The 26,114-nt window shown below is 40.0% G+C and carries 23 protein-coding genes; 5 read left to right on the forward strand and 18 right to left on the reverse strand.

Annotation, left to right across the window (positions count from 1 at the left end; genetic code table 11):
* The first annotated feature begins 21 nt into the window (after positions 1-21).
* On the forward strand, positions 22-843 hold the full coding sequence (locus HMAT_RS26510; RefSeq protein WP_104385846.1) for a VOC family protein: 822 nt from the start codon (positions 22-24) through the stop codon (positions 841-843).
* 82 nt (positions 844-925) lie between these two features.
* On the opposite strand, the gene HMAT_RS26515 is transcribed toward HMAT_RS26510, so the two are convergent.
* Positions 926-1,345 (reverse strand): SufE family protein, encoded by a 420-nt coding sequence (locus HMAT_RS26515; protein ID WP_104385906.1) that lies wholly within the window; start codon positions 1,343-1,345, stop codon positions 926-928.
* A gap of 11 nt (positions 1,346-1,356) precedes the next feature.
* Positions 1,357-2,592, reverse strand: coding sequence for a cysteine desulfurase (locus tag HMAT_RS26520; protein WP_199768778.1), 1,236 nt, complete (start codon positions 2,590-2,592; stop codon positions 1,357-1,359).
* 209 nt (positions 2,593-2,801) lie between these two features.
* Between HMAT_RS26520 and HMAT_RS26525 the strand changes: the two genes are divergently transcribed.
* Complete coding sequence (locus HMAT_RS26525; protein WP_104385847.1) at positions 2,802-3,797, forward strand: acyl-ACP desaturase; 996 nt, start codon at positions 2,802-2,804, stop codon at positions 3,795-3,797.
* A gap of 530 nt (positions 3,798-4,327) precedes the next feature.
* Here the strand turns inward: HMAT_RS26525 and HMAT_RS26530 are convergent.
* The 8 genes from HMAT_RS26530 to HMAT_RS26565 form a co-directional block, all read right to left on the reverse strand.
* The gene (locus tag HMAT_RS26530; protein ID WP_104385848.1) at positions 4,328-5,857 is read right to left on the reverse strand and encodes a peptide MFS transporter; all 1,530 of its coding nucleotides are present in this window, start codon (positions 5,855-5,857) and stop codon (positions 4,328-4,330) included.
* 57 nt (positions 5,858-5,914) lie between these two features.
* Entirely contained in the window at positions 5,915-7,690 is a 1,776-nt protein-coding gene (locus tag HMAT_RS26535; protein WP_104385849.1) for a peptide MFS transporter, read from the reverse strand.
* Positions 7,691-7,825: 135 nt separating this feature from the next.
* Positions 7,826-8,155 (reverse strand): helix-turn-helix domain-containing protein, encoded by a 330-nt coding sequence (locus HMAT_RS26540; RefSeq protein WP_070566095.1) that lies wholly within the window; start codon positions 8,153-8,155, stop codon positions 7,826-7,828.
* Positions 8,156-8,221: 66 nt separating this feature from the next.
* On the reverse strand, positions 8,222-9,592 hold the full coding sequence (locus HMAT_RS26545; RefSeq protein WP_104385850.1) for a Mur ligase domain-containing protein: 1,371 nt from the start codon (positions 9,590-9,592) through the stop codon (positions 8,222-8,224).
* A gap of 7 nt (positions 9,593-9,599) precedes the next feature.
* Positions 9,600-10,439, reverse strand: a complete 840-nt coding sequence (gene prmA / locus HMAT_RS26550) for a 50S ribosomal protein L11 methyltransferase (RefSeq protein ID WP_104385851.1) — start codon at positions 10,437-10,439, stop codon at positions 9,600-9,602.
* 9 nt (positions 10,440-10,448) lie between these two features.
* Entirely contained in the window at positions 10,449-11,216 is a 768-nt protein-coding gene (gene tpiA / locus HMAT_RS26555) for a triose-phosphate isomerase (protein WP_104385852.1), read from the reverse strand.
* Positions 11,217-11,232: 16 nt separating this feature from the next.
* Entirely contained in the window at positions 11,233-12,396 is a 1,164-nt protein-coding gene (locus tag HMAT_RS26560) for a putative sugar nucleotidyl transferase (RefSeq protein WP_158656162.1), read from the reverse strand.
* 78 nt (positions 12,397-12,474) lie between these two features.
* Entirely contained in the window at positions 12,475-12,723 is a 249-nt protein-coding gene (locus HMAT_RS26565) for a type B 50S ribosomal protein L31 (protein ID WP_077437478.1), read from the reverse strand.
* A 227-nt stretch (positions 12,724-12,950) separates the two neighbouring features.
* On the opposite strand from HMAT_RS26565, the gene HMAT_RS26570 reads away from it, so the two are divergent.
* Complete coding sequence (locus HMAT_RS26570; RefSeq protein WP_104385854.1) at positions 12,951-13,289, forward strand: DUF2853 family protein; 339 nt, start codon at positions 12,951-12,953, stop codon at positions 13,287-13,289.
* A gap of 25 nt (positions 13,290-13,314) precedes the next feature.
* Here HMAT_RS26570 and HMAT_RS26575 read toward each other — a convergent pair whose 3' ends face one another.
* The gene (locus tag HMAT_RS26575; RefSeq protein ID WP_104385855.1) at positions 13,315-13,962 is read right to left on the reverse strand and encodes a carbohydrate-binding family 9-like protein; all 648 of its coding nucleotides are present in this window, start codon (positions 13,960-13,962) and stop codon (positions 13,315-13,317) included.
* A gap of 73 nt (positions 13,963-14,035) precedes the next feature.
* The gene (locus tag HMAT_RS26580) at positions 14,036-15,142 is read right to left on the reverse strand and encodes a phosphotransferase enzyme family protein (RefSeq protein ID WP_104385856.1); all 1,107 of its coding nucleotides are present in this window, start codon (positions 15,140-15,142) and stop codon (positions 14,036-14,038) included.
* A gap of 231 nt (positions 15,143-15,373) precedes the next feature.
* Between HMAT_RS26580 and HMAT_RS26585 the strand changes: the two genes are divergently transcribed.
* Both HMAT_RS26585 and HMAT_RS26590 read left to right on the forward strand, forming a co-directional pair.
* Positions 15,374-16,720: a Gfo/Idh/MocA family protein gene (locus HMAT_RS26585; protein WP_104385857.1), complete on the forward strand. Its 1,347-nt coding sequence runs from the start codon at positions 15,374-15,376 to the stop codon at positions 16,718-16,720.
* A gap of 147 nt (positions 16,721-16,867) precedes the next feature.
* Complete coding sequence (locus tag HMAT_RS26590) at positions 16,868-18,160, forward strand: hemolysin family protein (RefSeq protein WP_104385858.1); 1,293 nt, start codon at positions 16,868-16,870, stop codon at positions 18,158-18,160.
* 81 nt (positions 18,161-18,241) lie between these two features.
* Here HMAT_RS26590 and HMAT_RS26595 read toward each other — a convergent pair whose 3' ends face one another.
* The 6 genes from HMAT_RS26595 to HMAT_RS26620 all read right to left on the reverse strand — a co-directional run bounded on the left by HMAT_RS26595 (position 18,242) and on the right by HMAT_RS26620 (position 26,029).
* Entirely contained in the window at positions 18,242-19,831 is a 1,590-nt protein-coding gene (locus HMAT_RS26595) for a peptide MFS transporter (protein WP_104385859.1), read from the reverse strand.
* A gap of 83 nt (positions 19,832-19,914) precedes the next feature.
* Positions 19,915-21,489, reverse strand: coding sequence for a peptide MFS transporter (locus tag HMAT_RS26600; protein ID WP_104385860.1), 1,575 nt, complete (start codon positions 21,487-21,489; stop codon positions 19,915-19,917).
* Positions 21,490-21,736: 247 nt separating this feature from the next.
* The gene (locus HMAT_RS26605) at positions 21,737-22,627 is read right to left on the reverse strand and encodes a TIM barrel protein (RefSeq protein ID WP_104385861.1); all 891 of its coding nucleotides are present in this window, start codon (positions 22,625-22,627) and stop codon (positions 21,737-21,739) included.
* Between the two features lie 24 nt (positions 22,628-22,651).
* Entirely contained in the window at positions 22,652-23,380 is a 729-nt protein-coding gene (locus HMAT_RS26610; RefSeq protein ID WP_104385862.1) for a (Fe-S)-binding protein, read from the reverse strand.
* 20 nt (positions 23,381-23,400) lie between these two features.
* Positions 23,401-24,699 carry an MFS transporter gene (locus tag HMAT_RS26615; RefSeq protein ID WP_104385863.1) on the reverse strand — a complete coding sequence of 433 codons (1,299 nt, stop codon included), beginning with the start codon at positions 24,697-24,699 and terminating at the stop codon, positions 23,401-23,403.
* Between the two features lie 10 nt (positions 24,700-24,709).
* A complete protein-coding gene (locus HMAT_RS26620; protein WP_233789618.1) occupies positions 24,710-26,029 on the reverse strand; it encodes a D-alanyl-D-alanine carboxypeptidase/D-alanyl-D-alanine-endopeptidase in 1,320 nt (439 codons plus the stop codon).
* Positions 26,030-26,114 lie beyond the last annotated feature (85 nt).

Genomic DNA, 26,114 nt, shown 5'->3' on the forward strand with positions numbered 1-26,114 from the left:
TTCAACCAAAAATAGACGCTCATGGAAAATTCAGTTATACCGTCGATCTGGTTTGATCAAAATGCGAAAGAGGCTTTTGATCTATACTGTCAGACCTTTCCAAACAGCCGTGTAACCGGCAACTCCCCGATCGTTGTCGAGGCTCAGCTCAATGGCATAAAATTTATCGGGATCAACGGCGGTCCGATGTTTAAACCCAACCCATCCATTTCATTTATGGTGATCTGCGAATCAAAAGAAGAGGTTGATCGCATCTGGAATGTATTTTCAGCAGGCGGAACCACATTAATGCCCTTAGACAACTACCCCTGGAGTCCTTACTATGGCTGGATAGCGGACAAATATGGTGTAAACTGGCAATTATACCAAGGCAAGGTCAGCGATACGAATCAGCAAGCGATTGTCCCGACCCTGATGTATTGTGGGCCCCAACAGGGTAAATGTGAAGCCGCGTTAAAGTTTTATGGAGATCTGTTCAAAGACTTTCGTAGCAACGGTATCATGCGTTATGCAGCAGGTGAATACGAGGGTTTGATTCAGCATACACAATTCCTCGTCAATGGATTCACACTAATGGCAATGGATAGTGGCGTCACGCAGAATTTTACTTTTAATGAAGGAATTTCTCTTACCGTCTTATGCAAAGATCAGACAGAAATTGACTATTATTGGAATAACATTACAGCAAGGGGGCAGGAAAGCATGTGTGGTTGGTGTAAGGATGAATTTGGTGTAAGCTGGCAAATTGTACCTGCCCAGATTGTCACATATCTTCAAAATCCCGGAGCCGGAGAAGCGCTGATGAAGATGAAAAAAATCATTATAAAAGATTTAATAGGATAAGCTTGTCAGCCGATAACCAATCGCTTATGCTTATAAGGTGCATAAAAAAAGGGGATAACAATCATCCCCTTTTCGATATCAGCTAAGCATTGACCTGCAATGCCAGTGCATATAATTTCATTTGTTTGATCATCGACAATAAACCGTTAGCACGGGTCGGCGACAAATGCTCTTTTAAGCCTATTTCATCAACGAAATACAGGTCTGCATCAACAATTTCTTTTGCCGTATGTCCCGATAGCACTTTGACCATCAGACTCACTAAACCTTTGGTGATAATTGCATCACTATCCGCCGTGAAATATACTTTTCCGTCTTTAACCTCAGGATACAGCCATACTTTGGACTGGCAGCCTTTAATAATATATTCATCTGTCTTATATTGCTCATCAATTAAAGGAACCTCTTTCCCAAGCTGAATGATGTACTCGTATTTTTCCATCCAATCGGTAAAGAAAGCAAAATCCTCAATTAATTCATTTTGTATTTCATTAATTGTCATAACCATTTTTATTACACCAACATATTGACCGCACGCTGAATGCCCGCCACCAAGATATCTATTTCTTCTTTTGTATTGTAAAGTGCCAATGAAGCCCGGATTGTGCCCGGAATACCAAAACGGTCCATCACAGGCTGTGCACAGTGGTGACCGGTTCGCACCGCTATTCCCAATTTATCCAAAATTACACCTACATCATAGGGGTGTGTACCTTCGATAATGAATGAAATGACGGAACATTTTTGGTCGGCGGTGCCAATAAATTTCATCCCGGGAATCTGGGCCAATTTTTCCAAGGTATAATCCAACAGCTCATGCTCATAAGCTTCGATATTCTTTAAGCCGATTGAATTGATATAGTCAATAGCTTCATTTAAACAGATTCCAGCTTCAATATTAGGTGTTCCAGCTTCAAATTTAAAAGGCAATTCATTATAAGTAGTCTTTTCAAAAGTCACCTCTTTAATCATATCACCACCACCCTGATAAGGAGGCATTGCATTCAATAACTCTTCCTTACCATACAACACGCCGACACCTGTCGGTCCGTACATTTTATGTCCAGAAAACGCCAAAAAATCAACATCAAGATCCTGAACATCCACTTGAATATGCTGGACAGCTTGTGCCGCGTCAACCAGGACAACCACTCCTTTGTCATGTGCGATCGAGATCATCTCCTTCACCGGGTTGATCGTTCCCAATGCATTGGAGACGTAGGTTACGGCAACTAGCTTGGTCTTTTCATTGAATAAATTTTGGTAAGCTTCCATATCAAGCTCCCCTTTGTCATTCATAGGAATAACACGGATTTTACATCCTTTCTCATCGCAGAGCATCTGCCAGGGAACAATATTGGAATGGTGTTCCATCGCAGAAATGATGATCTCATCCCCCGCATGGATAAATGCCCTTCCATAACAAGTCGCTACCAGATTGATACTATCAGTCGTACCCTTGGTAATGATCACTTGTTTATCTTCGGGGGCATTGATAAAAGATTGAAGCTTTTTACGGGTAACCTCAAAAGCATCCGTTGATATCTGGCTCAGGTAGTGAACACCCCGGTGCACATTACTGTTCATATCCGTATAATAATGTGCAATGGCATCGATTACTGCCGTGGGCTTTTGTGTCGTCGCACCGTTATCCAGATAAACCAAAGGTTTGCCATTCACCTCTCTTTTTAGAATAGGAAAATCTGCACGTATTTTATCTATATTATATGTTTCCAAAGTCGTCTCCATAATTCATACAAAGTTAATAGTATTTTATCGAATACGGGCTGAGCAATCTGTTTTTTATGTCATTATCAACTACCCATGCTGCCTGTCCACCGCTATATAACGTGGCTCAATCCGGTTAAAGAAGCAACTTTTATTCCCTTTTACCATTTTAAACAATTCTATCTTGCTTTTATAATTTATTGACGCTATTTATTTACCTTTGTAATGATATGCAAGAATTACCTCTAAATTTACCAGAAGGCTCACGTAAAGAAGTGATGGCCTACTTGGAGCCTTTCATGTTAAATGAAATGAGCGAATACCTGAAGCCTGTAGAAGAAATGTGGCAACCCGCTGATTTCCTTCCAGACGCTTCTAGGGATACGTTTTTTGAGGAAATAAGAGATTTACAGGAAAGTGCCAAAGAACTCTCCTATGATTTAGTTGCTGTATTGATTGGTGATACAATTACCGAAGAAGCCCTTCCGACCTACGAATCCTGGTTGACTATGGTCGAAGATGTCGATAAAAATGAACAAGGTGGATGGATGAAATGGGTGCGTGCCTGGACTGCCGAAGAAAACCGCCATGGGGATTTATTGAATAAGTATCTTTACTTATCTGGCAGAATAGATATGCGTCAGTTTGAGATGTCTACACAATATCTAATACAAGATGGTTTTGATATCGGGACAGGTGCTGATCCTTACCGTAACTTTATCTATACCTCATTCCAGGAACTTGCCACCAATGTATCCCACCGTCGGGTATCGGGGCTTTCCAAAAAAAGTGGTGATAAGCTTCTAGCGAAGATGTGTGGTGTCATTGCATCGGATGAAGCACGTCACGCCAAGGCCTATATGTCGTTCATATCAAAAGCCCTGACGGTAGACCCTAGCGAAGTGATGATAGCTTTTGAAGATATGATGCGTAAGAAAATCGTGATGCCGGCACAGTTTTTAAGAGAAGCAGGCGAACCTCAGGGTGATGCCTTTGCCCATTTTTCAGATGCTGCACAGCGATTAGGCGTATATACCGCTTTAGATTATGTTGATATCTTGAAAGAACTTAATAATGAATGGCAGATTGATCAAGTCTCAGGACTAAATGATCAGGGAGAAAAAGCAAGAGACTATCTCCTAAAATTACCTGACCGTCTGGCAAGATTAGCAGATCGCATGAAGGTTCCCGAAAAAGAATATAAATTCAAATGGATATACGGATAAACAGAAAAGCTTGATTAGGAATAATCAGGCTTTTTGTTTACTACTTCCTTCCAAAATTTCTGCAATAACCTTATTCTTCTATACCTAAGGTCTTATATATACGCTAAGAAAATTAGAAATCTTAATACAGAATCAGTAGACTTCCCCTAATGTCCACACTATTTTGAAATTTCTATTTGCACATAGACCCTATACCATTATACAACAAAATATAAATAATAAAATTTATTACTTATAAATCTGTTACGAATAAGCTGATATAAGACACATACATTAATTTCTTGAACTGAGTCCGAGTACCACGCATGATTCGACTATACTTCGGGACATATTCGGCCCTCCTCCAACCCTGAGAGCAGGTAAGAGCGACTTGTTACTGCTGTCTTTGGGTGGTGAATCCGTGTTATACTCGGACTCACCACGGACTCACCACGCTCTCATCACTGTAACACCTCAAAGCTGATACGACTATGTCCCGAAGCAGATACGAATCACCACCGTAGGAATGGCGGACTTTAAAGAATCAGAAATTATTTCACATTTCCCATTAATTTTCGCACAAGAGGCGACAATGCGATGAGTATCACACCCGCGATTAAAGAATACAGGCCCAATTGCTTATAACTTTCGGTGTATGTCACTAGGTTATCTGCTAAGGAATTTCCCTCTTTTGCTTCAGCCATACTTGCGCCGATCAGTCCAGCAACATATTGTCCATAGGCGCTCGCCAGAAACCACATCCCCATCATAATGCCCTGCAACCTTGCGGGAGATAGTTTCGTCATAATAGACAGTCCGATTGGTGAGAGACATAGCTCCCCGACAGTAATCACTAACAGTGCAAGCGTGAAGATATCCAATGAGGTCATACCATCATGGGCAAAAAGACGCGTAGCAAAAAGCACGTAGTATCCTAGCCCCAAGAAAACAAAGCCCAATCCAAACTTGATAATGGTATTCGGTTCAAGTTTACGTTTTCCCAACCAGATCCAGAATAGACCAAACAATGGTGCCAGGGCAATAATAAATAAAGCTCCACCAGAATTATTAACCCCATTTGGGTCAAGTGTTACAGCTCCAAGTAAAGAGTCGTTCAGGTGCTTAGCAGCGAATATGCTCAGTGAACCGCCACTCTGTTCATATATCCCCCAAAAGATAATGGAAAACAGAATAAATACCAGCGCAGCAATTAATTTGTTTCGTTCTTCTTTCGTTACTTTTGACATTTCATAGAACAGATACAACAACGTCAGTGGTCCGATGGTATACATAAAATAGTCGGTATACTGCGTTTTTGATACCATGATCTGAATAACGGGTATAAAGATCAAGGTTAGGGCATATACTGCATATTCCACCCATTTTGGCAGAGCTTTGGTCTTAACGATTGCCTCAGGATCCCCCGGTTGAAGGCCGATAGGCCCCAAATGCCTTTTGGTAAAGTGAAAATTAATTAAACTCGCCAACATCCCCACTGCAGCTAAACCAAAAGCGACATTCCAACGGTGGCCTTCAGAGATTAGGGAGGTCAGCATATATCCTTTACCAATAGCGACACAAACATAGCCCCCCAAAAATGCGCCTAAATTTATTCCGGCATAGAACAGCGAGAAACCACCATCACGACGACTATCCCCATCCCGATAGAGCTCTCCCACCATAGTAGAAATATTAGGTTTAAAGAAACCGGTCCCAATAATAATAAATGAAAGTCCAAAAAAGAAATATTGATGTGGATCTGCTGCAAGGAAAAGACTCCCTACGATCATCAATAAACCGCCCCAAAATAATGATTTTCTAAAACCTAAGATCTTATCGGCAAAAAGACCACCGATAAATGTAAAAGCATAGACAAATGCCTGGGTAGCCCCATACTGTAAATTCGCCTCTTTCTCCGCAAAGTTTAGTTGTGTAATCATAAAGAATACCAACATGCCCCGCATACCATAAAAGCAAAACCTCTCCCACATTTCCGAAAAGAACAGGCTCCAGATCTGTCTTGGGTACTTCCCTTTAAAATTTTGAATCTCCTCTAACGACTCGCGTTTACTCGCCTCCATACTGTAATTTATTATTAATCAAAAAAGCTTCTTTCGCAAAAGAAGCTTATGTAGTTATTATTTAATTCCGTGCATCAACCTTTTGATCAAAGGATTGAATAGCATGACTAGCAATCCGGCAAAAGCGGGAATAGCAGTAAATAAAAAGAAAAAGTGACTTAATGAGTATTCTTGTTGAATTGTTTCTACCTGTCCACCCAATACCGCAGCAACCTTTTGAGCGATCGCAATAGCAAGATACCAGATACCAAACATAAAAGCCAACATCCGTGCCGGAACCAGCTTAGAAACATAAGACAAACCTACTGGTGAAATAAACAATTCACCCAAAGTATGGAAAAGGTAAGTCAGGACAAGAAATACCATTGAGATTTTCACCCCCGGCGCTATCCCCCATGATCCCAATCCGATAATCAAGAACCCGATTGCAACCAGGATCAAACCGAATCCATATTTAAATGCTGCAGAAGGATTATATTTCGATTCCCAAATCTTGGAAACTGTAGATGCTAATGCAATAATAAAAAAGGAGTTAAGAATTGAAAACCAGGATACTTTGATTTCTGAAGCTTCTTTGTTAAACTCCTGATAAAGCATCCAGATCGCCGCACCCCAAATTAGTCCAAAACAGACAAACAAAACGATATTGGATATTGCGATCTTATCCCATGTAACCTTGGCCAATTTTATTAAGACCCAACTGATAATTGATAGCGGTACAATTGTTAATAAACCATTGACCACATTAAATGTCGTCAATGCAGTGCCTGTAAGCGCTCTGTCGATATTATCTCTTGCGACAATGACCAGTGAGGTTGCTCCCTGTTCAAAGCTCATGAAAAAGAAAATAAGGAAAAATGCTAAAAGTACCACGGCATACATCCTGTCTCGGACAGTTTTGTCATAGCGCAAAATCCGGGAAACAATCAAATAAATAAAAAGGATCAATGCGACAATGACCATGATATACTGTCCCCTCAGAAAAGAGGTATCCAGTCCGGCGAAAACATCAACAATACCATTTTTCGACAATGGGTCATTAAAAGCATATACAAAACCTATAATAGATACGATAGCAATCAGGACATAATCTCTTCGTGTAAACGGATTTTTAGTATCCGTATCACTAACGCTGACTTCTTTCTTTTCACCGGTCACAGACTTGTCCAAAATACCGAGGTTACCCATGAGCGGTTTTGCGAAAACAAACTGAAGAGTACCTAAGAGCATAAAAATACCAGCCAATCCAAAACCCCAATGCCATCCATACGTTTCAGCGATATAACCGCAGAGCATCATCCCAAAGAAAGCGCCAGCATTGACGCCCATATAGAATATGGTGTATGCGCCGTCCTTCTTTTCAGGTAGGTCTTTATACATCTCGCCGAGGATTGAAGGCATATTCGGCTTGAAAAAGCCCGTTCCGATCACCAGACAGATCAACCCCAAGAAAAACATAATGGCGGTATCAAAAGCCATTGCCGCATGCCCTAATGTCATGATCGCCGAACCTATAATAACGGCCTTCCGGGATCCGATATATTTATCAGCAATGATTCCTCCGAGGATGGGTGTCAAATAAAGCATCATGGCATAAGTCCCATACAATGCACCTGCCTGTTGAGCAGTCCAGGCCCAGCCAGAGAATGGACTCCCCTGGATAACCGCAGCAGTTAAAAATTGCATCAATAGGACACGCATTCCATAGAACGAGAATCGTTCCCACATTTCTGTAAAGAAAAGTACAAACAGCCCTGAGCGCTGTCCTAGTACATTCGATTTAAAAAAATCATTCGACGGGCTCGTAGTGATTCCCCCGTTTAGTCTCCCCATAAGTAATCAACCTTTATTTTTATAAAATACTTACAAAGAAACAAAAACAAAATCACTTTTGACCAAAATAAAGTTGCATAAACAAAAAAAGACAACCCATTTGGATTGCCTTTTCAGTAACATTTTTAATATGCCCTATCTTTTGTGCAATTGTTCGTAAAGATCAATGACCTTTTTCTGAAGTTCGATAACTTCGCCATCGCGTTGTTGCAACTTTTGCGTTAGCGCGTTGACCTCATTGACATACTCTTTATCCTCTTCTGAATCAGAAGTAGATAATAATTGAACAACTGTCAAATTGAATAATTTTGAGATTTGATTCAGGCGAGACAAATTCACATCTGTAATTCCTGTTTCAATTTTTGAAAATGCCGGGATTGAGATATCCAATCGCTTTGCAACATCCTCTTGACTCCACCCTTTTTGGTGTCTAAGTAATCTAATTTTTTTTCCTAATGCATTCATCTGGTAGATATTTTAAAACAAAAATAGCAAATAAAAATTAATTTACATTAAATTATAATTTTTTCTTTAAAAATCCCTGAAAAAACGATCAGCAAGGACGGACAGATTAACCCCGTTATAATTATTTAAACTCATAAGTAGTAAATTATAACCTCTTGATTTTACTCCGTCTAAAAAAGAATACAAGCCATCCAAACTCACAACAACCTCTAAATCAGTATTATTAAAACTCTTCTTGATATTCTCAGGAACACTTTCAATATCCTTATTCATTTCCTTACAGGAGTTGATATTCACGTAGACAACAGAGAGATCCGACTCGCGCATGGAGTCAGCATATTGTAACAAAAAGCTCGAATCCAAACTATCATACGAGTTTAATTCGATAATTGTGACCAATTTCTGATTAGGAAATTGTTCTTTTACGGCGTGAATACTCGATTTAACTTTATCAGCATTACAGGCATAATCTTGGTAAACGACAGATCCCTCATAACTCGCTACAAATTCCAGGTAACGGATGGAGGTATTGAAACTCTTTATCGCATCAAAGAACTCTTTCTTTTTGATACCGAGCCATTCGCATACGGTATAAGCGCCGGCAATATTAGACAGATTATGCTTTCCGAATATTTGTAAAGGGACATCTCCGTCTGCCGTATTCAGATAGGTAACCCCCTTGTTAATGGTATAATCAGGAATTTTATAACCATGTCTATTGATCTTACAGTCTTTGGTATCCTGCAAAACTCCCTGAAGAACAGCATCTTCTTTATTATAGATCAGCGTTCCTTTAGGTGGTATGGAATCAATAAAATCTTCAAATTGTTTAATATATTCTTCTTTGGATATTTTGGAATTAAATTCATTCCATACAATACCCGAAATTAAGGCGATATTGGGCTTATAATACAAAAACTTGGACTTAGGATCAATTTTGGACGAAACATATTCATCTCCCTCGATAATAATAATCTTATTATTTTTTGTAATATCTACTAGTTTATCAAAGCCTCTCAATTGAGCCCCTACTAAATAGTCAAAATCTTTACCTAAGAAGCGCATCACATGCATGACCATGCTCGTGATCGTTGTTTTCCCATAGCTACCTGCGATAACTACACGGATCTTATCCTGCGAGAGTTCTTGTATAAACTCAGGAAAAGAATAGATCTTTAAACCTAGTTCCTGTGCCTTTTTTAATTCGGGATTATTTGCTTCCGCATGTGCTCCCAAAATAACAGCATCAATATCATCCGTCACCTTGTCGGAAAACCATCCCAATTGATCTGGCAATAAGCCAGCTTCGATAAGATGGGAACGGGAAGGTTCCACAATCTGATCATCAGATCCAGTAATCTGATGCCCTTGCTTTGCTAATGAAATGGCAAGGTTATGCATCACACTACCACCTATCGCTATAAAATGAATACGCATCGCTCTATTACCGTTTCACAAACTTGGCTGCACACCAATTATTTAAAACTTTTTTGGAGATAAATTCAAAACCTAAAGACTCAGCGGTATCACGCAACATCGTCAAATCTTCCTGTTCATAAAATCCACTTAAGTACAACTCTCCATTTTTATTGATACTTAATGCATATTGGGGTAACTGCTCCAACAGGATATTTCGATTAATATTTGCTAATATCGTATCGAAAAGACGATCTTTTAACACCTCAAAGGAACCACATACAGCCTCGATATTGTCAACATGGTTAAGCCCGCTATTTTCAGCGACACTTTCTACACAAATTTCGTCATAGTCCACTGCCAATACGGCCTTAGCTCCTTTTTTCGATGCCAGAATCGCCAAGATACCTGTACCACAGCCCATATCCAATACGTACTTGCCCTCAAAATCATTTTCCAGAATATATTGAAGCATCATTGATGTAGTCTGATGGTGCCCTGTCCCGAAAGACATTTTAGGATCAATGATGATTTCATAAGGGAAATCAGGTTTTGACTCATGAAATGTAGCCCGTACATAACACTGTCCACCGACTTCTATGGGGTTAAAGTTACTTTCCCAAAGTTTATTCCAGTTCTGGTTTTCTATTTCCTGAACCTTATAGTCCACTTCAAGTCCAGCATCCAGATTTAGCATTAATGTTTCTAATGCTTGCAAATCAAGATTTGCAGCCGGTATATAAGCTGCAAATCCGGATTCGGTATCTTCAAAAGTATCAAAACCAATGTCTGCCAAATCAGATACCAAAAGATCCTTTTGCCACTCCTCTCCTGATAGCATTTGAAAGATAACCTCTATGTATTTCATTTCTAAAAATTAGCCGTTAAACACTTTGGCAATATCAATAAAATCTCTCGATTTCAAAGAAGCTCCTCCGATCAAACCACCGTCAATATCCGCTTGCGCAAATAAATCCTTTGCATTGCCCGGATTACAAGATCCACCATAAAGGATACTTGTATTTTCGGCTGTTTCCTGTCCATATTTCTCAGCCACAACCTGACGGATAAATTGATGAACCTCCTGCGCTTGCTCCGGACTGGCAGTAAGCCCTGTACCGATCGCCCAAACTGGCTCATAAGCCAATACCACGGCTGCAAAAGCTTCATTGGAAAGATGGAACAATCCAGCAGTCAATTGTGTTTTAATTATTTCAAAGAAATCACCGGACTCGCGTTCTTCTTTCGTTTCTCCAATACAAAATATCGGTGTCAAGCCATGTTTCAAAGCGATATCTACCTTCGCAGCCAACAAAGCATCTGTTTCACCAAAATAAGCACGTCTCTCTGAGTGCCCCAAAATAACATGTGAAGCTCCGACCGATTTTACCTGAGCTGCTGAAATCTCACCTGTATATGCTCCAGATTCTGCCTGATGGATATTTTGTGCACCAATATTCACATTTGCCACATTCTTGGATAGTTGTCCAAGACTTGACAAATGGATAAAAGGGCTACAAACAACCAATTCTTGATTTCCGATTACCTCATCTTTGGCCATATTGATAATTTCGGAGAACAAACTTAATCCCGATTGATAGTCTAAATTCATTTTCCAATTACCAGCTACGATTTTCTTACGCATGATTTTTACGATTTAATTATATTTTTTTGTTAAGTTGATTCAATTCCCTCTTATGCCATTCCGGCAGTTCTTCATTTTTTGACATATATAGCGTTTCCAGATACTCCATAAACTTATCAAAGTTATAGGGCTGCGTATCTCCGTTGAACACCCAGGCAAACGACGGTACAAATTTAGCATAAAAACTTGTATCTGCCAGCATACTTGCAATTCCAATTACCGTTCCGGTATTTAAAGACGAATTAATCCCCGTTCGTGTATAATCTCCCATGAAAACGCCGCATTTTAATAAACCGGTATCTCTAAACCCTTCCAGTTTATAATCATAAATTGAGACTGTTTTCAGATTATTTTTAAGATTCGAATTAGATGTTCCAGCACCGAGGTTACACCAATTGCCAATAACTGAACAGCCCAGATACCCGTGATGGCCTTTTGCCGAAAAATCACCGATGACCGTATTGCCCACCTCGCCACCTACAACACTCTGCCTGCCAACAGATACATTCCCGTAGATGGTTGCTCCCATTTTTACGACAGCCCCTTTTCCTAAGTATAAAGGTCCGCGTAAATGTGCTCCCTCCATAATGGTGACACCTTCATCAATGTAAATAGGCCCGCAGGTCGAATTGAGCGTAGCGCATTCCATGGTGACCTGCTCCGCAATATAAAACGCATTCCCTAACAGTTGATTTGTATGAGAAACATTGGTAATAGACGTCTTAGTTACCAAGAGCTTGAAATCACGCTCAATTTCCGCCCCTGTCAATAAAAATAAGTCCTCCACCCCTTTCAACAGCGCAATCCCTTCGGTTATATCCTTCGGTTTAAGCGCACAGCTCCTGTTGTACCGCAAGGCAATGATCATCCCGCCGCACCGCAGGACGTCCCCTTCCTCCATAGCCAAAATAGCACGTAAAAGCACCTCAGAAGGGACAACATGCTTTGTCACCCAAACAGCACCATCCTCCAGCCCATCGCCTTCAGCAAGTTCCAAATCGAATGCTGAGGTCAACCTATGCCATTTCTCTCTCAACGTCAGAATACCGACACGTAGGTCAAGACAGGATTTATTAAAGGTAAAAGGATATAAACTCTTTTTATCAAAAGAAGTCAATGGGAAAGCAAGCTTATCCAAGGGTCGGACAGCATCAAAACAATCTACAAAAAAGATTTTCACAAAATAAAAATAACAAAAAAAACCCGACAAATAATATTTATCGAGTTCTTAATATTGTAATATACAGATCTGCTACAATTATTTTTTGTTGTAACGGCTACGGAATTTGTCGATACGTCCAGCAGTATCAACCAATTTCATTTTACCTGTATAGAAAGGGTGTGATGTATGAGAAATCTCTAATTTTACAACTGGATACTCATTACCATCTTCCCACTGAATAGTCTCTTTCGTGTCAACACAAGATTTAGTAATAAAAGCATAGTCGTTTGACATATCTTTAAATACAACTAATCTGTAATTTGAAGGATGCAAATCTTTTTTCATTATTATTATGATTACGTATATTCAATTATTGAGGTGCAAAGATAATTTATAAAAATGTAATTTGCAACAATTGCAAAGAATAATTCTATTAATTTTTGCACACTTTAAGTTACCGGCACTTAAACGATTACAAATGTAACAATCTTTATTTATCCCCCAAGAATTATTTTGTTTTCCAACTTTTTTCTCTTAACTTAACTTGCTACAATTAAATCATTTACATAATTATGAGCAAATTAGATGAAAAAATTGCTGCATATACTGCAGAATCAAAAAAACTAGGTCTGTCACTGGATGATGCATTTATTGCCAAAGTGACCAAAGGAATGGGGCCTTCCATTTACAATGCAGATTCAGAAACTATTGCAGCATCAGATCCCGAGGAGCTTAAACGTGTCAAGCAAAATTTCCTGATCAAAAAATTAGGGCTTAAAGACGGTCCTGATTTAGACAAGGCATTAGAAGAAGTCATTACTGCTATTGGCAAATCCAATAAAAATAAATACCGTGTATTGGTGTATGCTTTATTGGCAAAAAAATTCAAAAAAGAATCCGTTTACCAATAAGCATCAACATTTTATAATCCAACTTCTACCCAAAGACTAATTCTCCAAAGAATTGAGGCAAATGGAAATTAGGAGTTGGATTATCTATTTTATTCCATGACAGAAAATGCGGATTTTTCAGGTTATCCCCACACTTGTAGAAGTTTCCGTGTATTGTTTTCCCCTTCAGATCACTTGTATCATCAAATTTAAATACAGCTAGCGGAATAACCTGTATCATGCTCCACCGCTTGTCAGTGCCGCTATGGCGCTCAATCATGGAAAATGCCTGTACCGTCTCTATTTCAGCTACACTAAGTCTGTTTCTCGTTGATTTATCGGGTGATCCATAACCGATCAAACCAGTTCCTATTAAATTAAATTCGATGTTATAATAATGTTTTCGATCGTCAAACGAAATGAAAAATTCCACACAACTATCCTCCCAAACATTTTGATTGACATCCGAGTAATTTCCGCGCAATTGCTCCTCTGAGACATCAAACCGCAACAACAGTTCATTTTGTGTATAACCGATCTTAAATTTTACCTGTGGCTTATAAGGATACGACTCGCTCCAATTACTATGGTCTAGTGTATGCCATTCGAAATCGCCGACAAGATCCGAAAGCTGATTAAAATTGAGACTGCCTGTTAAATTTGATGCGATAGGCAGCATGGTTAGTTTCTTCATATCCAATAAAGTTAAGAAAAAGAAGCTTCATCGTACGATGGAAGCTTCTCAAAATATTAAAGGTATAAAATCGTTAAATACAATCAAAAATTACCTTTCTCATAAATTCCTCATTCTTTTCCATCTCCTCTACCAATTTCAATTGCGTATTTGTGCGCACCAAATTATGACCGTCATATTTGGTCTTATAATAATGATCACCTTCGATGTAATCGGTCAGGAAACGTACACCTTGCATATAGGGCAATAAAAAGGCGCCGTCGACCAAGGTTTCTTTTTCCAAGGTCGTGAGAAATTCATTTGCCTCTTCCAAATAGCCCTCTGCATACGCTTTATACAACGAAAGATTCAGCACGATCTTCGACACATCTTTCTCATCCTCGGCAACAGGATTAATAATGGTACGTATAGCATCCCCAAAATCATAGGCAACATATCCCGGCATTACTGTATCCAGATCAATCACACATTGCATTTTATCGTGGACATCCAGCAGCACATTATTAAATTTTGTATCGTTATGTGTAATGCGTAAGGGCAATGCAGCTTTATTTCCTAGTTCCAGAATCGTTTTCATACGATCTTCACGGCTAAATATAAAATCCAGTTTATCTTTAACCAGACCAACACGTTGGCAGACGTCCAGTGCGATAGCCTTCCTAAGGTTATCAAGCCGGAATTCTATATTATGAAAATTAGGAAGTACTTCAACAATCCGGGAAGCATCGAGGTCTGAAAGCTGCTTCTGAAACAGTCCAAAGGCACGTCCGCCTTCGGCCGCCTGAACCTCCGTCTCCACGATATCATAGCTCTTTGTATCCTCGATCAGGATAAACATACGCCAGTAATTCCCCTGACTGTCCTTCGTATATAACTTGCCCTCCTGTGTAGGAATGATTGTCAGGACATGATCGCTGACCCGTTTTCCTTCAGCAACTTTTACTTTCTTACTAAGATGTTTTGTTACAATTTCTATGTTGTGCATTAAACCGTCGACATTTGGAAAAACGTGATGGTTAATGCGTTGCAATAAATGCGATATCCCACTATTTACGGAAGTAATTACACGGTAAGTATCATTGATATGACCAGAACCAAAAGGCTGCACTGAAATGATATCTCCTTCTAATGTGAATTGTTTTGCTGCGTTCTCTACTACTAATTGGTTAAAATCAGACATTAAACTATGTTTTTTAAATCATCAATGTGCTTGCAATATCACAAATTGAATTAATAAATGATAATTTTTATTTCAATCAAACGATTGCATGAAATTTAATAAATTTAAACAATCGTTTGCACTTTCATTTATAGCAAATGAAATAATATATTTGTTGATAAGAGCCAGTCTCATAGATGGTTCTTATCAAAGATAAATAACTAATATACAAACTCCTCATATCTCAAAACAATGGATAGAAGAAATTTCATCAAATCAACGGCCATCACTACCGCTGGAATCGGCGTTCTTTCAAGCACTGACTTATTCGCCCAAACCAATGGAAAAATAAAAATCGGCTTTATCGGAGTCGGCCTACGCGGACGTAACCATGTTCAGATTGCCTTAAACAGAGACGATTTAGAAATTGTGGCTGTATGTGATACACAAGAAGAATCTCTTGCACAATGCCGCAAACAGTTCAATGCCAAAGGTACCAAACTTCCAAAAGAGTATACAGGAGACGTAGATGCTTACAAAAAAATGCTAAGCAGTGAAAAATTAGATGCTGTAATCATCGCAACACCTTGGCAATTTCACAAAGACCAAGCTATTGATGCCATGAAAGCAGGTTTATATGTCGGCTGTGAAGTTATCGCTGGCCTAACCGTACAAGACCACTGGGATGTCGTAAAAGCATCCGAAGAAACTGGCAAACCGTACATGACATTGGAAAATGTTGCTTTCCGTCGCGATGTACTTGCTGTTTTAAATATGCACAGACAGGGCTTGTTCGGGGAATTGTTACATCTTGAAGGCGGTTATCAACATGATTTACGTGAAGTTCTATTCAATGACGGAAAGAATTATTACGGACATGGTGTTGAGTACGGAACGAAGGCAATTTCGGAAGCACAGTGGCGTACGCAGTTCAACATTGACCAAGATGGCGACCTTTACCCGACACACGGTTTAGGTCCGATCATGCAATTTGTTGACATCAACAAAGGCAATAGATTTACCCACATTACATCATACTCAAGTAAAGCGCGTGGCTTGGCGGCTTATGTCAATAAAGTATCTCCGGGACATCCAAATAGTAAACTAAACTATAAAAACGGAGACATTACACAAACCATGTTGCAATGTGCAAACGGGGAAACGATGTTATTGACACACGATACGCATTTACCAAGACCTTATTCTATCGGTTTCCGTGTGCAGGGTACTGATGGTATCTGGATGGACGTCGCTAAAGGCATCCACATTGAAGGTAAATCCAAACCGCATACTTGGGATTCAGCAGACGAATGGGTTAAAAAATATGACCACCCGATCTGGAAAAAATATGAAGAATTAGCGAATGGTTCAGGTCATGGGGGCATGGACTGGTTTGTGTTCAACGCTTTTATCCAAGCGGTAAAGCAAAAAGTTCAGACGCCGATCGACGTTTATGATTCCGTGACCATGAGTGCAGTATTCCCACTTTCTACTGAGTCCATCAAAAAAGGAAATAAAACATTAGAGTTCCCAGATTTCACAAAAGGAAAATGGAGAACAAAGAAAAATACCTTTATGCTCGATGATAGCGGTATGTAAAATCAAAAAATAATATAAACGAAAGAAGCTGTATCCCGGAAAGATACAGCTTCTTTCGTTGTACCATTTAATATAATCCCGATAGTACTACCATTTAGCCTACCTTTTTCTTAAATTAGCCTTCACAAACAATTTTTCGATAACATTATGCTCACTGAAGCAATTATAATCTTAGTACTAATCATCTTAAATGGAATCCTGTCTGCCTCTGAGATTTCAATCGTATCCAGCAGAAAAGCGCGTTTACAGGCCGAGAGCGACAAAGATAATCCTGCCGCCAAGATTGCACTTCATCTCAAGGAATCCCCCAACAGCTTCCTGTCAACAGTGCAAATAGGGATCACTTTGATCGGTATTTTAACGGGTTTCTTTTCTGGGGGCAGCATCTCTGCGTACCTGATCGAAGTTTTTAATAAATCGAGCATACTCGCCCCCTACAGTCAACAGCTGGCGGTTATTCTGGTGGTACTGATCATTACCTATTTTTCATTGGTTCTTGGTGAACTGGTGCCAAAGCGTATCGGGATGGCTATTCCTGAAAAATATGCTATGCTCATTGCCTACCCTATGAATTTGCTCAGCAAGATTGTAAAGCCTTTTGTCTGGTTATTGAGTGCCTCTACTGAATTTATTGTCAAGATACTCAATATCAAGAGTACGGGAAACAGTGTTACCGAAGAAGAGATCAAAGCATTGGTGGATGAGGGGGTCGATAGTGGCGTGATTGAAGGTATTGAGCATGATATTGTGGATCGCCTCCTAAGTTTAGGCGACAAAAAGGCCATCAATCTGATGACTCACCGTAAGCACATTGTATTTTTGGATCTAGAGGACAGCTTTGAGGAAAATAGACAGATTATCCTTGATAGTGACCATTCCATCTATCCCGTCTGCGAAGGTGGACTTGACAATATCAAAGGAGTGGTCCATGTCAAATCCCTGCTTAGGCAATGTTTTCAAAATAAGCCTTTTAATCTCCGGGAGCTCCTGCTTCCGATCAAATTTGTCAATGAATTCAGCTCTTCCTACAGCATCATGAATACATTGCGAACATCTCGCGTGCACCAGGCTGTTGTTATCGACGAATACGGCTCACCACAGGGTATCATAACACTACGCGATATCGTAGGTGATCTCGTTGGTAATATCACCGAAAGCGATATCAGTGTACGCCCGACAATCCGTCAACTGGATAGCGGCGATTATGTCGTGGATGGGCAATACCAGATTGAGGACCTGCTGGATGAATTTGAAATAGGACTTTCCGAAGAAGATGAAGATGACATTAATAACGTCACTACAGTCGGCGGGTTGGTTTTTCTGTTGCTAGATCACGTCCCCGAAGAAGGCGAACGCGTACGTTTCAAAAACATGATTTTTGAAGTATTGGATATGGATGGCAATCGTATAGATAAACTATTGTTAAAAATCGAGGAATAAAAAGGAACTTATCCTTTTCACTAACGACAAAGGGCCGATCAGTTATGATCAGCCCTTTGTCGTTACTATATTATGACAGTATTAGTTAATGCCGTGCATCATCTTTTTCAAGATCGGATTCAACACGATCAAAATCAATGCAGCAATACAGGGTACAATTGTAAAAATTCCGAAGAAATAAGACATTGAATGAGTCTCTGTAATTTTGTCGATATATGCACCTAGAAATCCACCAATAAGATTTGCGATGGCAGATGCACAAAACCAGAAGCCAAATAGCAGTCCCAAAAACTTCTTAGGAGACAATTTACTCACATAAGAAAGTCCCACAGGCGACAGGCACAATTCGCCGCTGGTATGGAAGAAATACGCCAATATCAACCAAATCATACTTACGGAAGCAGTCTTAGCTCCCTGAGGGATAGAGAGGCTACCGTAAGATAGTGCCGCAAAACCAATACCGACCAAGATCAATCCCAAAGCAAATTTAATCGGTCCAGATGGGTTCCACACTTTTTCCCAGAACTTACTAAAGCTTGATGCAAGGGTAATGATAAAGAATGAATTTAAAATTTGGAACCAAGAAACGGTCACCTCAGTGTTTACGGCTGTAAATTCACGGTGTACTTTCCAGATACAAAGGACCCAGATAATAGCAAATGAAATTCCTGTAAAAATTATTGTCGAGGGATATTTCGAATAAATTTTTCGCGCCAACGAAACGAGTACTCCCGTAATCACCACAATAGGAAATATAGTCAGGGCAGCATCCAGCCAGCGAAAACCCGAAGCCATACTGCCGCTCAGCAGCCGTTGTGTATAATCCTTGGCAAAGATTGTCATGGATCCTCCGGCCTGCTCAAAAGCCAAGAAAAACACGATACTAGCGATCATTAGAACTGCCACAACGATCAGACGATCACGGACGATATGCGCCGGCGTCTCTTCTTCACTTTCTTCGTGCGCATGTACTTTCTTGTCATGATCCGCCTGAATTACTTTAGGTGATTCACCTATAATTCCAAAAATACGCTGGCCAAAATAGAACTGAATCATTCCAAAAAACATAAATACACCCGCGAGTCCAAAGCCATAATGCCAACCGATTTTCTCACCGATATAACCACAAAGAAGCATCCCCAGAAATGCTCCACCATTGATCCCCATGTAGAAGATCGTATAGCCTGCATCCTTCTTCGGACTTGTATCAGGGTATAGTTTACCTACCATCGATGATATATTCGGTTTAAACATACCGTTACCTAAAATCATCAAAATAAGACCAAGAAAAAAGAAACCCTTCGAAGCGCCTTCCAGCGCCATGGATGCATGCCCTAGGGTCATGATCAAAGCGCCTATTAAAATCGCCTTTTTATATCCTGTCAACCGGTCCGCAATCATTCCGCCAAAAAGGGGTGTGAGATAAACAGCAAATGTATACAATCCGTATAGTTTCATCGCCTCTGCATTCGTCCATTGCCATCCATGTTGTGCGATGGTCGAGATGAGAAAATTAACCAACAGCGCACGCATACCATAATAGCTAAAACGCTCCCACATCTCGGTAAAGAATAGCACAAATAGTCCGGCAGGATGCCCATTTACCATCTTGTCATCTATCCCCTGCTTGGCCAGATGTGCTACAAGAACTTGATCTTTTTCTTGATTCATATAATTTCAATAATTGTTTTATAACTCAGGTTTTGTTTTTAATTTGATAAAAATCGCATGAAGATACACTATTTTTCTATGAATTAGTCAATTCCATGCATCATCTTTTTTATTTTTTTATTACCAAGCAGCAGAAATACAGCCGCTATCATGGGTATGACCGTAAACACCGCAAAGAAAAATGACATGGAATGTGATTCGGTTATTTTATCAATGTAAGAACCGATAAACCCACCGATAAAATTAGCGATGGCATTGGCACAAAACCAAAAGCCAAATAGCAGTCCCAGGAATTTCTTTGGTGACAATTTACTTACATAAGACAAGCCCACAGGGCCAATGCACAGCTCACCAACGGTATGGAAAAAGTAGGCCAGCACCAACCAGATCATACTGACCGAAGCTGTCTTCGCTCCTGTTGGAATCTCAGCGCTCCCCATGGACAAGGCAGCAAATCCAATGCCCACCAAAGTCAAGCCCATGGCAAACTTAATCGGTCCGGAAGGATTCCAGACGCGTTCCCAAATCTTGCTAAAAGAAGTCGCCAGTGTAATGATAAAGAAAGAATTGAGCATAGGAAACCAGGACACGGTCACTTCCGAATTCATACCATAGTATTCGCGATAGATTTTCCATAGGCACAAAGACCAGATAATCACAAATGAAATGCTGGAGAAGAGTATAATTAAAGGATATTTACGAATTATTTTCTTAGCCAGTACCAACAGTACTCCAGTAATGACAACAATAGGCACGATTGTTAAGGCAAAATCTGCCCACTTAAAAATGGTAGCAGCCCCGCCGCTCAATACACGCTGGGTGTAGTTTTTGGCAAATATGGTCATTGAGCCCCCAGCTTGTTCAAAAGCCAAATGGAATACAATACTTGAAAACATAAAAATAGCAATGACCAACAGCCGGTCACGTACAATATGTTTTGGATGTTCATCCTCAGGATTTATCTCCTCCGAAACAGTATTTTCTTTCTCCGGTGTATCACCTATTTTTCCAAAAATTCGTTGTGCAAAGTAAAACTGCAACATCCCCAAAAACATAAATATTCCAGCAAGTCCAAAACCATAATGCCAGCCTATTTTTTCCCCAATATAACCGCACAGCATCATTCCCAGGAAAGCACCACCGTTGATCCCCATGTAGAAGATCGTATATCCGGCATCTTTTTTCCCACCCCTATCGGGATAAAGTTTACCCACCATCGACGAAATATTGGGTTTGAACAGACCATTTCCCAGAACGATAAGTACCAATCCCGCGAGAAAGAAATTTTTGTTGAATCCCTCCATAGCCATCGAAATATGGCCGAGGGTCATGATGATCGCGCCTACCATAATGGACTTTTTATAGCCGGTCAACCGATCCGCAATAATTCCACCAAACAAAGGCGTTAAAAATACCATACCTGTGTATAGGCCATACAGTTTCATTGCTTCCGAATTTGTCCAGCCCCAGCCATGTTGAGCAATGGTGGAAACCAAAAAATTCACCAATAGTGCACGCATGCCGTAATAACTAAAACGTTCCCACATTTCAGTAAAAAACAAGACAAATAATCCTGCAGGATGCCCTTTCACCAACACTTGTTCAGCGCCCACTTTATTTAAATGAGATTCCAGAACAGCATCTTTTTCAAAATTCATGTTTTCTAATCGTTATTTTTCAATATCAGGTAGTGCGATTTCAGCGTATCCATTTTTAGCCAACCAAGTTACACCATATTCACTGGGCTGTTACAACACATCCGACAAGCGAATCAGTTTGCAAGTTAAATATGGACAAAAATCTATATTCAATTTAAAACGATCTATCCGTTTGAGGGAAAGACCCTTGTTAAAAGCAAAGTTCTTTTCAATCGCATGAAAAGAACTTTGTGTATGTCTTGTTATATTAGATCAATGGACGCAAGCGCTCCAATAATTTTTTAGTTGCGAAGATTCCTTCCTCTTCACTTAATTTGCTTCCTTCATATTCAATGCCTACATATCCTTTGAATTTTGCCTTTTTCACGATCTTCAGCATGCGTTCATAATCAATTTGGGTTTCATTACCATTGGCATCAAAATCATGTGTTTTGGCACTTACCCCATGCGCATAAGGCATCAAGTCAGTCACACCCTGGTAACGATCGTATTCATAGAAATTACCCAAATCAGGTAAGCTTCCGCAATATTTACTTCCTACGGCTTTTAAAGTTTTGGCCAACCAATCACCATGTGAAGAAATACCACCATGATTTTCCACGATGATACTAATACCTGCTTTCTTTCCGATATCAGACAACGCTGTCAAGCTTTCCACCACACGTTTGCTGACCTCATCGGGAGTTCCCTTGCCGGCAGCATTTACACGAATGGCGTGACAGCCCAAGAAGTTAGCTGCTGAAATCCATTTGTAATGGTTTTGTACGGCTTGTTTTCTTTTGGTCTCATCTTCATCACCTAAATTTCCCTCACCATCAACCATGATCAAGACGTTTCGCACGCCATTATCTTTTGCACGCATATTCAGTTCAGTTAGGTAATTGTTATCATTAGCCTTGTCTTTAAAGAATTGATTGACGTACTCTACCCCATAGATACCATATTTTTTTGCTGCTACAACCGGAAAATCTAAATTATTCAGATCACCTTTAAACAAGGTTTTATGCAGTGACCATTGCGCCAGGGAAATGTCAAACCAATCTTTCTTTGCTGCGGCAAAACTCTCCAGCGATGGCGCCAATGCTATACCGGCAGAGGCTAATGCAAGGTTTTTAAGAAAATCTCTTCTAGAATTCATGTGTTTAGATTTAAAGTGTGTTATTTATATATTTCCCCAGCCAGTGGTCAGTACATCCACAAGGTGCATGGTCTGGATAGGTAATTTATGTTTATCAATATAAGCTTGTAACTGCAACAAGCAGGACGAATCCGTCGAAATAATATAGTCAGCATTCAATGCCATGGCATTCCTGACTTTTTGTTCCGCCATGGCGGCCGATATCCCTTCAAACTTAACAGCAAAACTTCCACCAAAACCGCAACAGGTTTCACTGTCCTTTACCTCCAGCATTTCCAATCCCAGAACCTTGCTCAGCAACTTCCGGGGTTCATCCTTGATCTTGCATTCACGCAGGGCCGAACAAGAGTCATGATATACCCCAATCCCCTCCAACTCAGCTCCAAAATAATCCTTTTTCAGCACATTGACCAAAAAATCGGAAATCTCCATGACCTGTTGTTGTATTTTATGACATTGGTGAGAATCGGCCGAATTCGCGAACAGGTCGCTATAACTATTTCTGACCATACCGGTACAGGAAGCCGAAGGGGAAATAATGACATGATCGCCCGAAAAATCTTCTAAAAACTTCTTTCCTACCTGCTTTGCATCATCCCAAAAACCAGCATTGTAGGCCGGCTGCCCACAGCAGGTCTGATCGGGGTTATAATGCACCTCACAGCCTACTTTTTCCAATAAACGGATCGTATTAAAAGCGGTCTCCGGATATAGCTGATCTATAAAACAAGGAACAAAAAGTTCTACTTTCATATTTAATTCAATCAATAAAATTAAGATTTATTGGATATTAATATCCGCACCAAAAGTAACAATCCAATTACAAAAAATAAAGAAAGTACCAGTGCAGAATAACGAATATTGTGTGTGATCTGTTCAATCAGGCCAAAGGAGAACAGACCGATGACGATTGCCACTTTTTCTGTAACGTCATAAAATGAGAAAAAGGCCGTCGTGTCCTTAATATCCGTTGGAATCAGTTTAGAATACGTTGATCTCGATAAGGACTGTATCCCACCCATAACCAGACCGACCAATGCGGCAATAATATAAAATTGCATCGGAGTAGACAGATAAAATGCGGCAATACAGATTGCGATCCAGATCATAACAACAACGATCAGCACCTTAATATTTCCAAAAAGCTTCGATAAATAGGACATCAAAAATGCCCCTAAAATTGCAACAAGCTGGATTAAAAGAATTGTTGCAATGAGCCGCTCAGCACCAAGGTGAAGAATTTTTTCACCAAATGATGAAGCGACAATCATCAGCGTCTGCACCCCGATCGCATAGAAGAAAAAAGCGGGCAAAAACTGTTTAATTTCAGGGATACCTTTAATTTTTTGGATCACGTGGCTAAATTCGTCCCGTACGTTCTGTACAAAGCTTTTCCCAATATTATTGCCCGTCGCATCAATTTTAGGCAAATATTTAAATGGGATCATAGAGAATCCCAACCACCACAGTCCCACCATCAGAAAAGATATCCGGGCTGGCAGCGATGGATCGGTAATCCCAAACCATTCCGGTTTCAGGACCACAATAAAACAAAGAATCTGTAAAGTCACACATCCGATATAGCCAAAAGCAAAACCCTGTGCGCTCACACGGTCCTGTTGATCTACCGTCGCTAACAGTGGCAGGTATGAATTATTAAACAAAACACCACCAATATAGCCCATTGCGGCCAAAGCGAAACAGATAATTCCGATCTCCAAGGTTTCCAGTTTAAAGAAAAACAGACACATACATGCGATTGCACCAACGTAGGTAAAGAACTTCATGATCTGTTTCTTTAACCCCTTCGCATCAGCATAAGATGATATAAAAGGCAAAGAAAAGGACATCAGCAAGTAAGCCGCAGCCAGTGCAAAATTGGAAAGTGCCGTATTGACAATCTCAACACCAAAAAATTTAACGACATCACCATGTTCTTTTGTCGTTGTTATTGCCGTATAGTATACAGGAAAAATGGTTGAGGTAATCACGAGGTTGTAAGCGGAATTGGCCCAATCAAACATCGCCCAAGAACGAATCAGTTTTTTATTGTTTTTTGCAATTGCTTCCATTTAAATTGGCTTAATAAGTTTGACGAATATAAGTAATTATTTTAGCCATTTCCTTACGAATTACAGTTGCGCGATCATCAATATAATTATTGTTCATAAAAGAAAAAGCAAGCCGTCTACCGGACCGAGTGATCAGATAACCGCTCTGATTATACACTGAGGTGATTGTTCCGGTTTTCGCGAAAACAAATGGTTCCCCTTGATCCTTACTATAGGTCCGTTTCAATGTACCATCCACCCCGCCAGCAGGAAACAACCGAAAACGTACCTGCTCATCTGGGATCTTATTTTTCAAAAGCACCAGCAGATCCACATTATTCTGGGGGGTGACTTTATTATAAGAAGACAGGCCCGAACCATCGAAAATCGCGACTTCATTTGAAAAAAAAGAATAGACCTTATTTTTCATCCAATCCCGTACAAGATAGGTATCGAACTGGCCAAATTGTTTCCAGGAGCACATCATTAAAAATTGTTCAGCGATAAAATTATCACTTGGCAGCATCATTTCACGTATGAGATTTTTGGTTTCTCCTGAATACAATATTTTTGTATTATTCGGCTTTTTATAAGCTATGAGATTTACTTTTCTTCCCAGTGTATCCGACAGCAATTTCACAAATAAACTATCGGAATAGATAAAAGGCACCTCATTGACGTAATCATTTGGAACGGGCCGCTTTGACATCCAGAAGATATTGCTCCGAAACGAGCGTGAAAGTTCAAAGTCACCCGGTTTAGGTTCAGGCAAAACATCCAGATCCTTTTGAAAACTTCCCGGAGAAGTATTTAAACGATTGTATCCCTTTTGACGAAAGGTAACCACATTTCCAAAGATCGGAAAGGTACTTATCTCAGGCTGATAGTAGGCTTCAAAATCCTCCATTGCCCAACCGTGGGCGTAGAACTTATTCTTCATTGTACCGGGCACGACATAGATGGTCTTATTTGTTCTTTTCAAAAAATTATAGACCACCCGTGTATCCAACCGATTATGCAAAAAAGTCGGATCTCCTGTTCCCCAGATCAGTAAAGAATCGCCGCGTTCGACATACTCCAAACCGGGTATGGAGTCTCCCAAAAGTTCCAGTGCGGCATAGGTCGTATACATTTTAGTATTCGAAGCCGGTGTAAAATGCTTATTGCCATTGACGTCCATGACAAACTTATTTGCCGTTAAATCATACAATGAAAATCCATAAAAATGGTCATTCAATATTTTGGATTCCTGAAGCATCCGGTAGACGTCTTCAAAATTCTGGGACTTTACAATAAGGGTAGAGAATGGGACAAGCCAAAGCAGCAATATCGTGCGCAAGAATTTTTTCATTGGTTCAAACATACAAAAAAGAGCAACAACTCCTTTTCTCCTATTGCCAAAATTCAGATACAAATCATTTAAAACGGCAAAAGGA

Source organism: Sphingobacterium sp. HMA12 (assembly GCF_002933815.1).
Classification (GTDB): domain Bacteria; phylum Bacteroidota; class Bacteroidia; order Sphingobacteriales; family Sphingobacteriaceae; genus Sphingobacterium.

Excerpts from the sequence above, each read along its gene's own strand:
- HMAT_RS26510 (WP_104385846.1), top strand. The coding sequence starts at position 22 with ATGGAAAATTCAGTTATACCGTCGATCTGGTTTGATCAAAATGCGAAA.
- HMAT_RS26515 (WP_104385906.1), bottom strand. The coding sequence starts at position 1,345 with ATGACAATTAATGAAATACAAAATGAATTAATTGAGGATTTTGCTTTC.
- HMAT_RS26520 (WP_199768778.1), bottom strand. The coding sequence starts at position 2,592 with ATGGAGACGACTTTGGAAACATATAATATAGATAAAATACGTGCAGAT.
- HMAT_RS26525 (WP_104385847.1), top strand. The coding sequence starts at position 2,802 with ATGCAAGAATTACCTCTAAATTTACCAGAAGGCTCACGTAAAGAAGTG.
- HMAT_RS26530 (WP_104385848.1), bottom strand. The coding sequence starts at position 5,857 with ATGGAGGCGAGTAAACGCGAGTCGTTAGAGGAGATTCAAAATTTTAAA.
- HMAT_RS26535 (WP_104385849.1), bottom strand. The coding sequence starts at position 7,690 with ATGGGGAGACTAAACGGGGGAATCACTACGAGCCCGTCGAATGATTTT.
- HMAT_RS26540 (WP_070566095.1), bottom strand. The coding sequence starts at position 8,155 with ATGAATGCATTAGGAAAAAAAATTAGATTACTTAGACACCAAAAAGGG.
- HMAT_RS26545 (WP_104385850.1), bottom strand. The coding sequence starts at position 9,592 with ATGCGTATTCATTTTATAGCGATAGGTGGTAGTGTGATGCATAACCTT.
- prmA (WP_104385851.1), bottom strand. The coding sequence starts at position 10,439 with ATGAAATACATAGAGGTTATCTTTCAAATGCTATCAGGAGAGGAGTGG.
- tpiA (WP_104385852.1), bottom strand. The coding sequence starts at position 11,216 with ATGCGTAAGAAAATCGTAGCTGGTAATTGGAAAATGAATTTAGACTAT.
- HMAT_RS26565 (WP_077437478.1), bottom strand. The coding sequence starts at position 12,723 with ATGAAAAAAGATTTGCATCCTTCAAATTACAGATTAGTTGTATTTAAA.
- HMAT_RS26570 (WP_104385854.1), top strand. The coding sequence starts at position 12,951 with ATGAGCAAATTAGATGAAAAAATTGCTGCATATACTGCAGAATCAAAA.
- HMAT_RS26575 (WP_104385855.1), bottom strand. The coding sequence starts at position 13,962 with ATGAAGAAACTAACCATGCTGCCTATCGCATCAAATTTAACAGGCAGT.
- HMAT_RS26580 (WP_104385856.1), bottom strand. The coding sequence starts at position 15,142 with ATGTCTGATTTTAACCAATTAGTAGTAGAGAACGCAGCAAAACAATTC.
- HMAT_RS26585 (WP_104385857.1), top strand. The coding sequence starts at position 15,374 with ATGGATAGAAGAAATTTCATCAAATCAACGGCCATCACTACCGCTGGA.
- HMAT_RS26590 (WP_104385858.1), top strand. The coding sequence starts at position 16,868 with ATGCTCACTGAAGCAATTATAATCTTAGTACTAATCATCTTAAATGGA.
- HMAT_RS26595 (WP_104385859.1), bottom strand. The coding sequence starts at position 19,831 with ATGAATCAAGAAAAAGATCAAGTTCTTGTAGCACATCTGGCCAAGCAG.
- HMAT_RS26600 (WP_104385860.1), bottom strand. The coding sequence starts at position 21,489 with ATGAATTTTGAAAAAGATGCTGTTCTGGAATCTCATTTAAATAAAGTG.
- HMAT_RS26605 (WP_104385861.1), bottom strand. The coding sequence starts at position 22,627 with ATGAATTCTAGAAGAGATTTTCTTAAAAACCTTGCATTAGCCTCTGCC.
- HMAT_RS26610 (WP_104385862.1), bottom strand. The coding sequence starts at position 23,380 with ATGAAAGTAGAACTTTTTGTTCCTTGTTTTATAGATCAGCTATATCCG.
- HMAT_RS26615 (WP_104385863.1), bottom strand. The coding sequence starts at position 24,699 with ATGGAAGCAATTGCAAAAAACAATAAAAAACTGATTCGTTCTTGGGCG.
- HMAT_RS26620 (WP_233789618.1), bottom strand. The coding sequence starts at position 26,029 with ATGAAAAAATTCTTGCGCACGATATTGCTGCTTTGGCTTGTCCCATTC.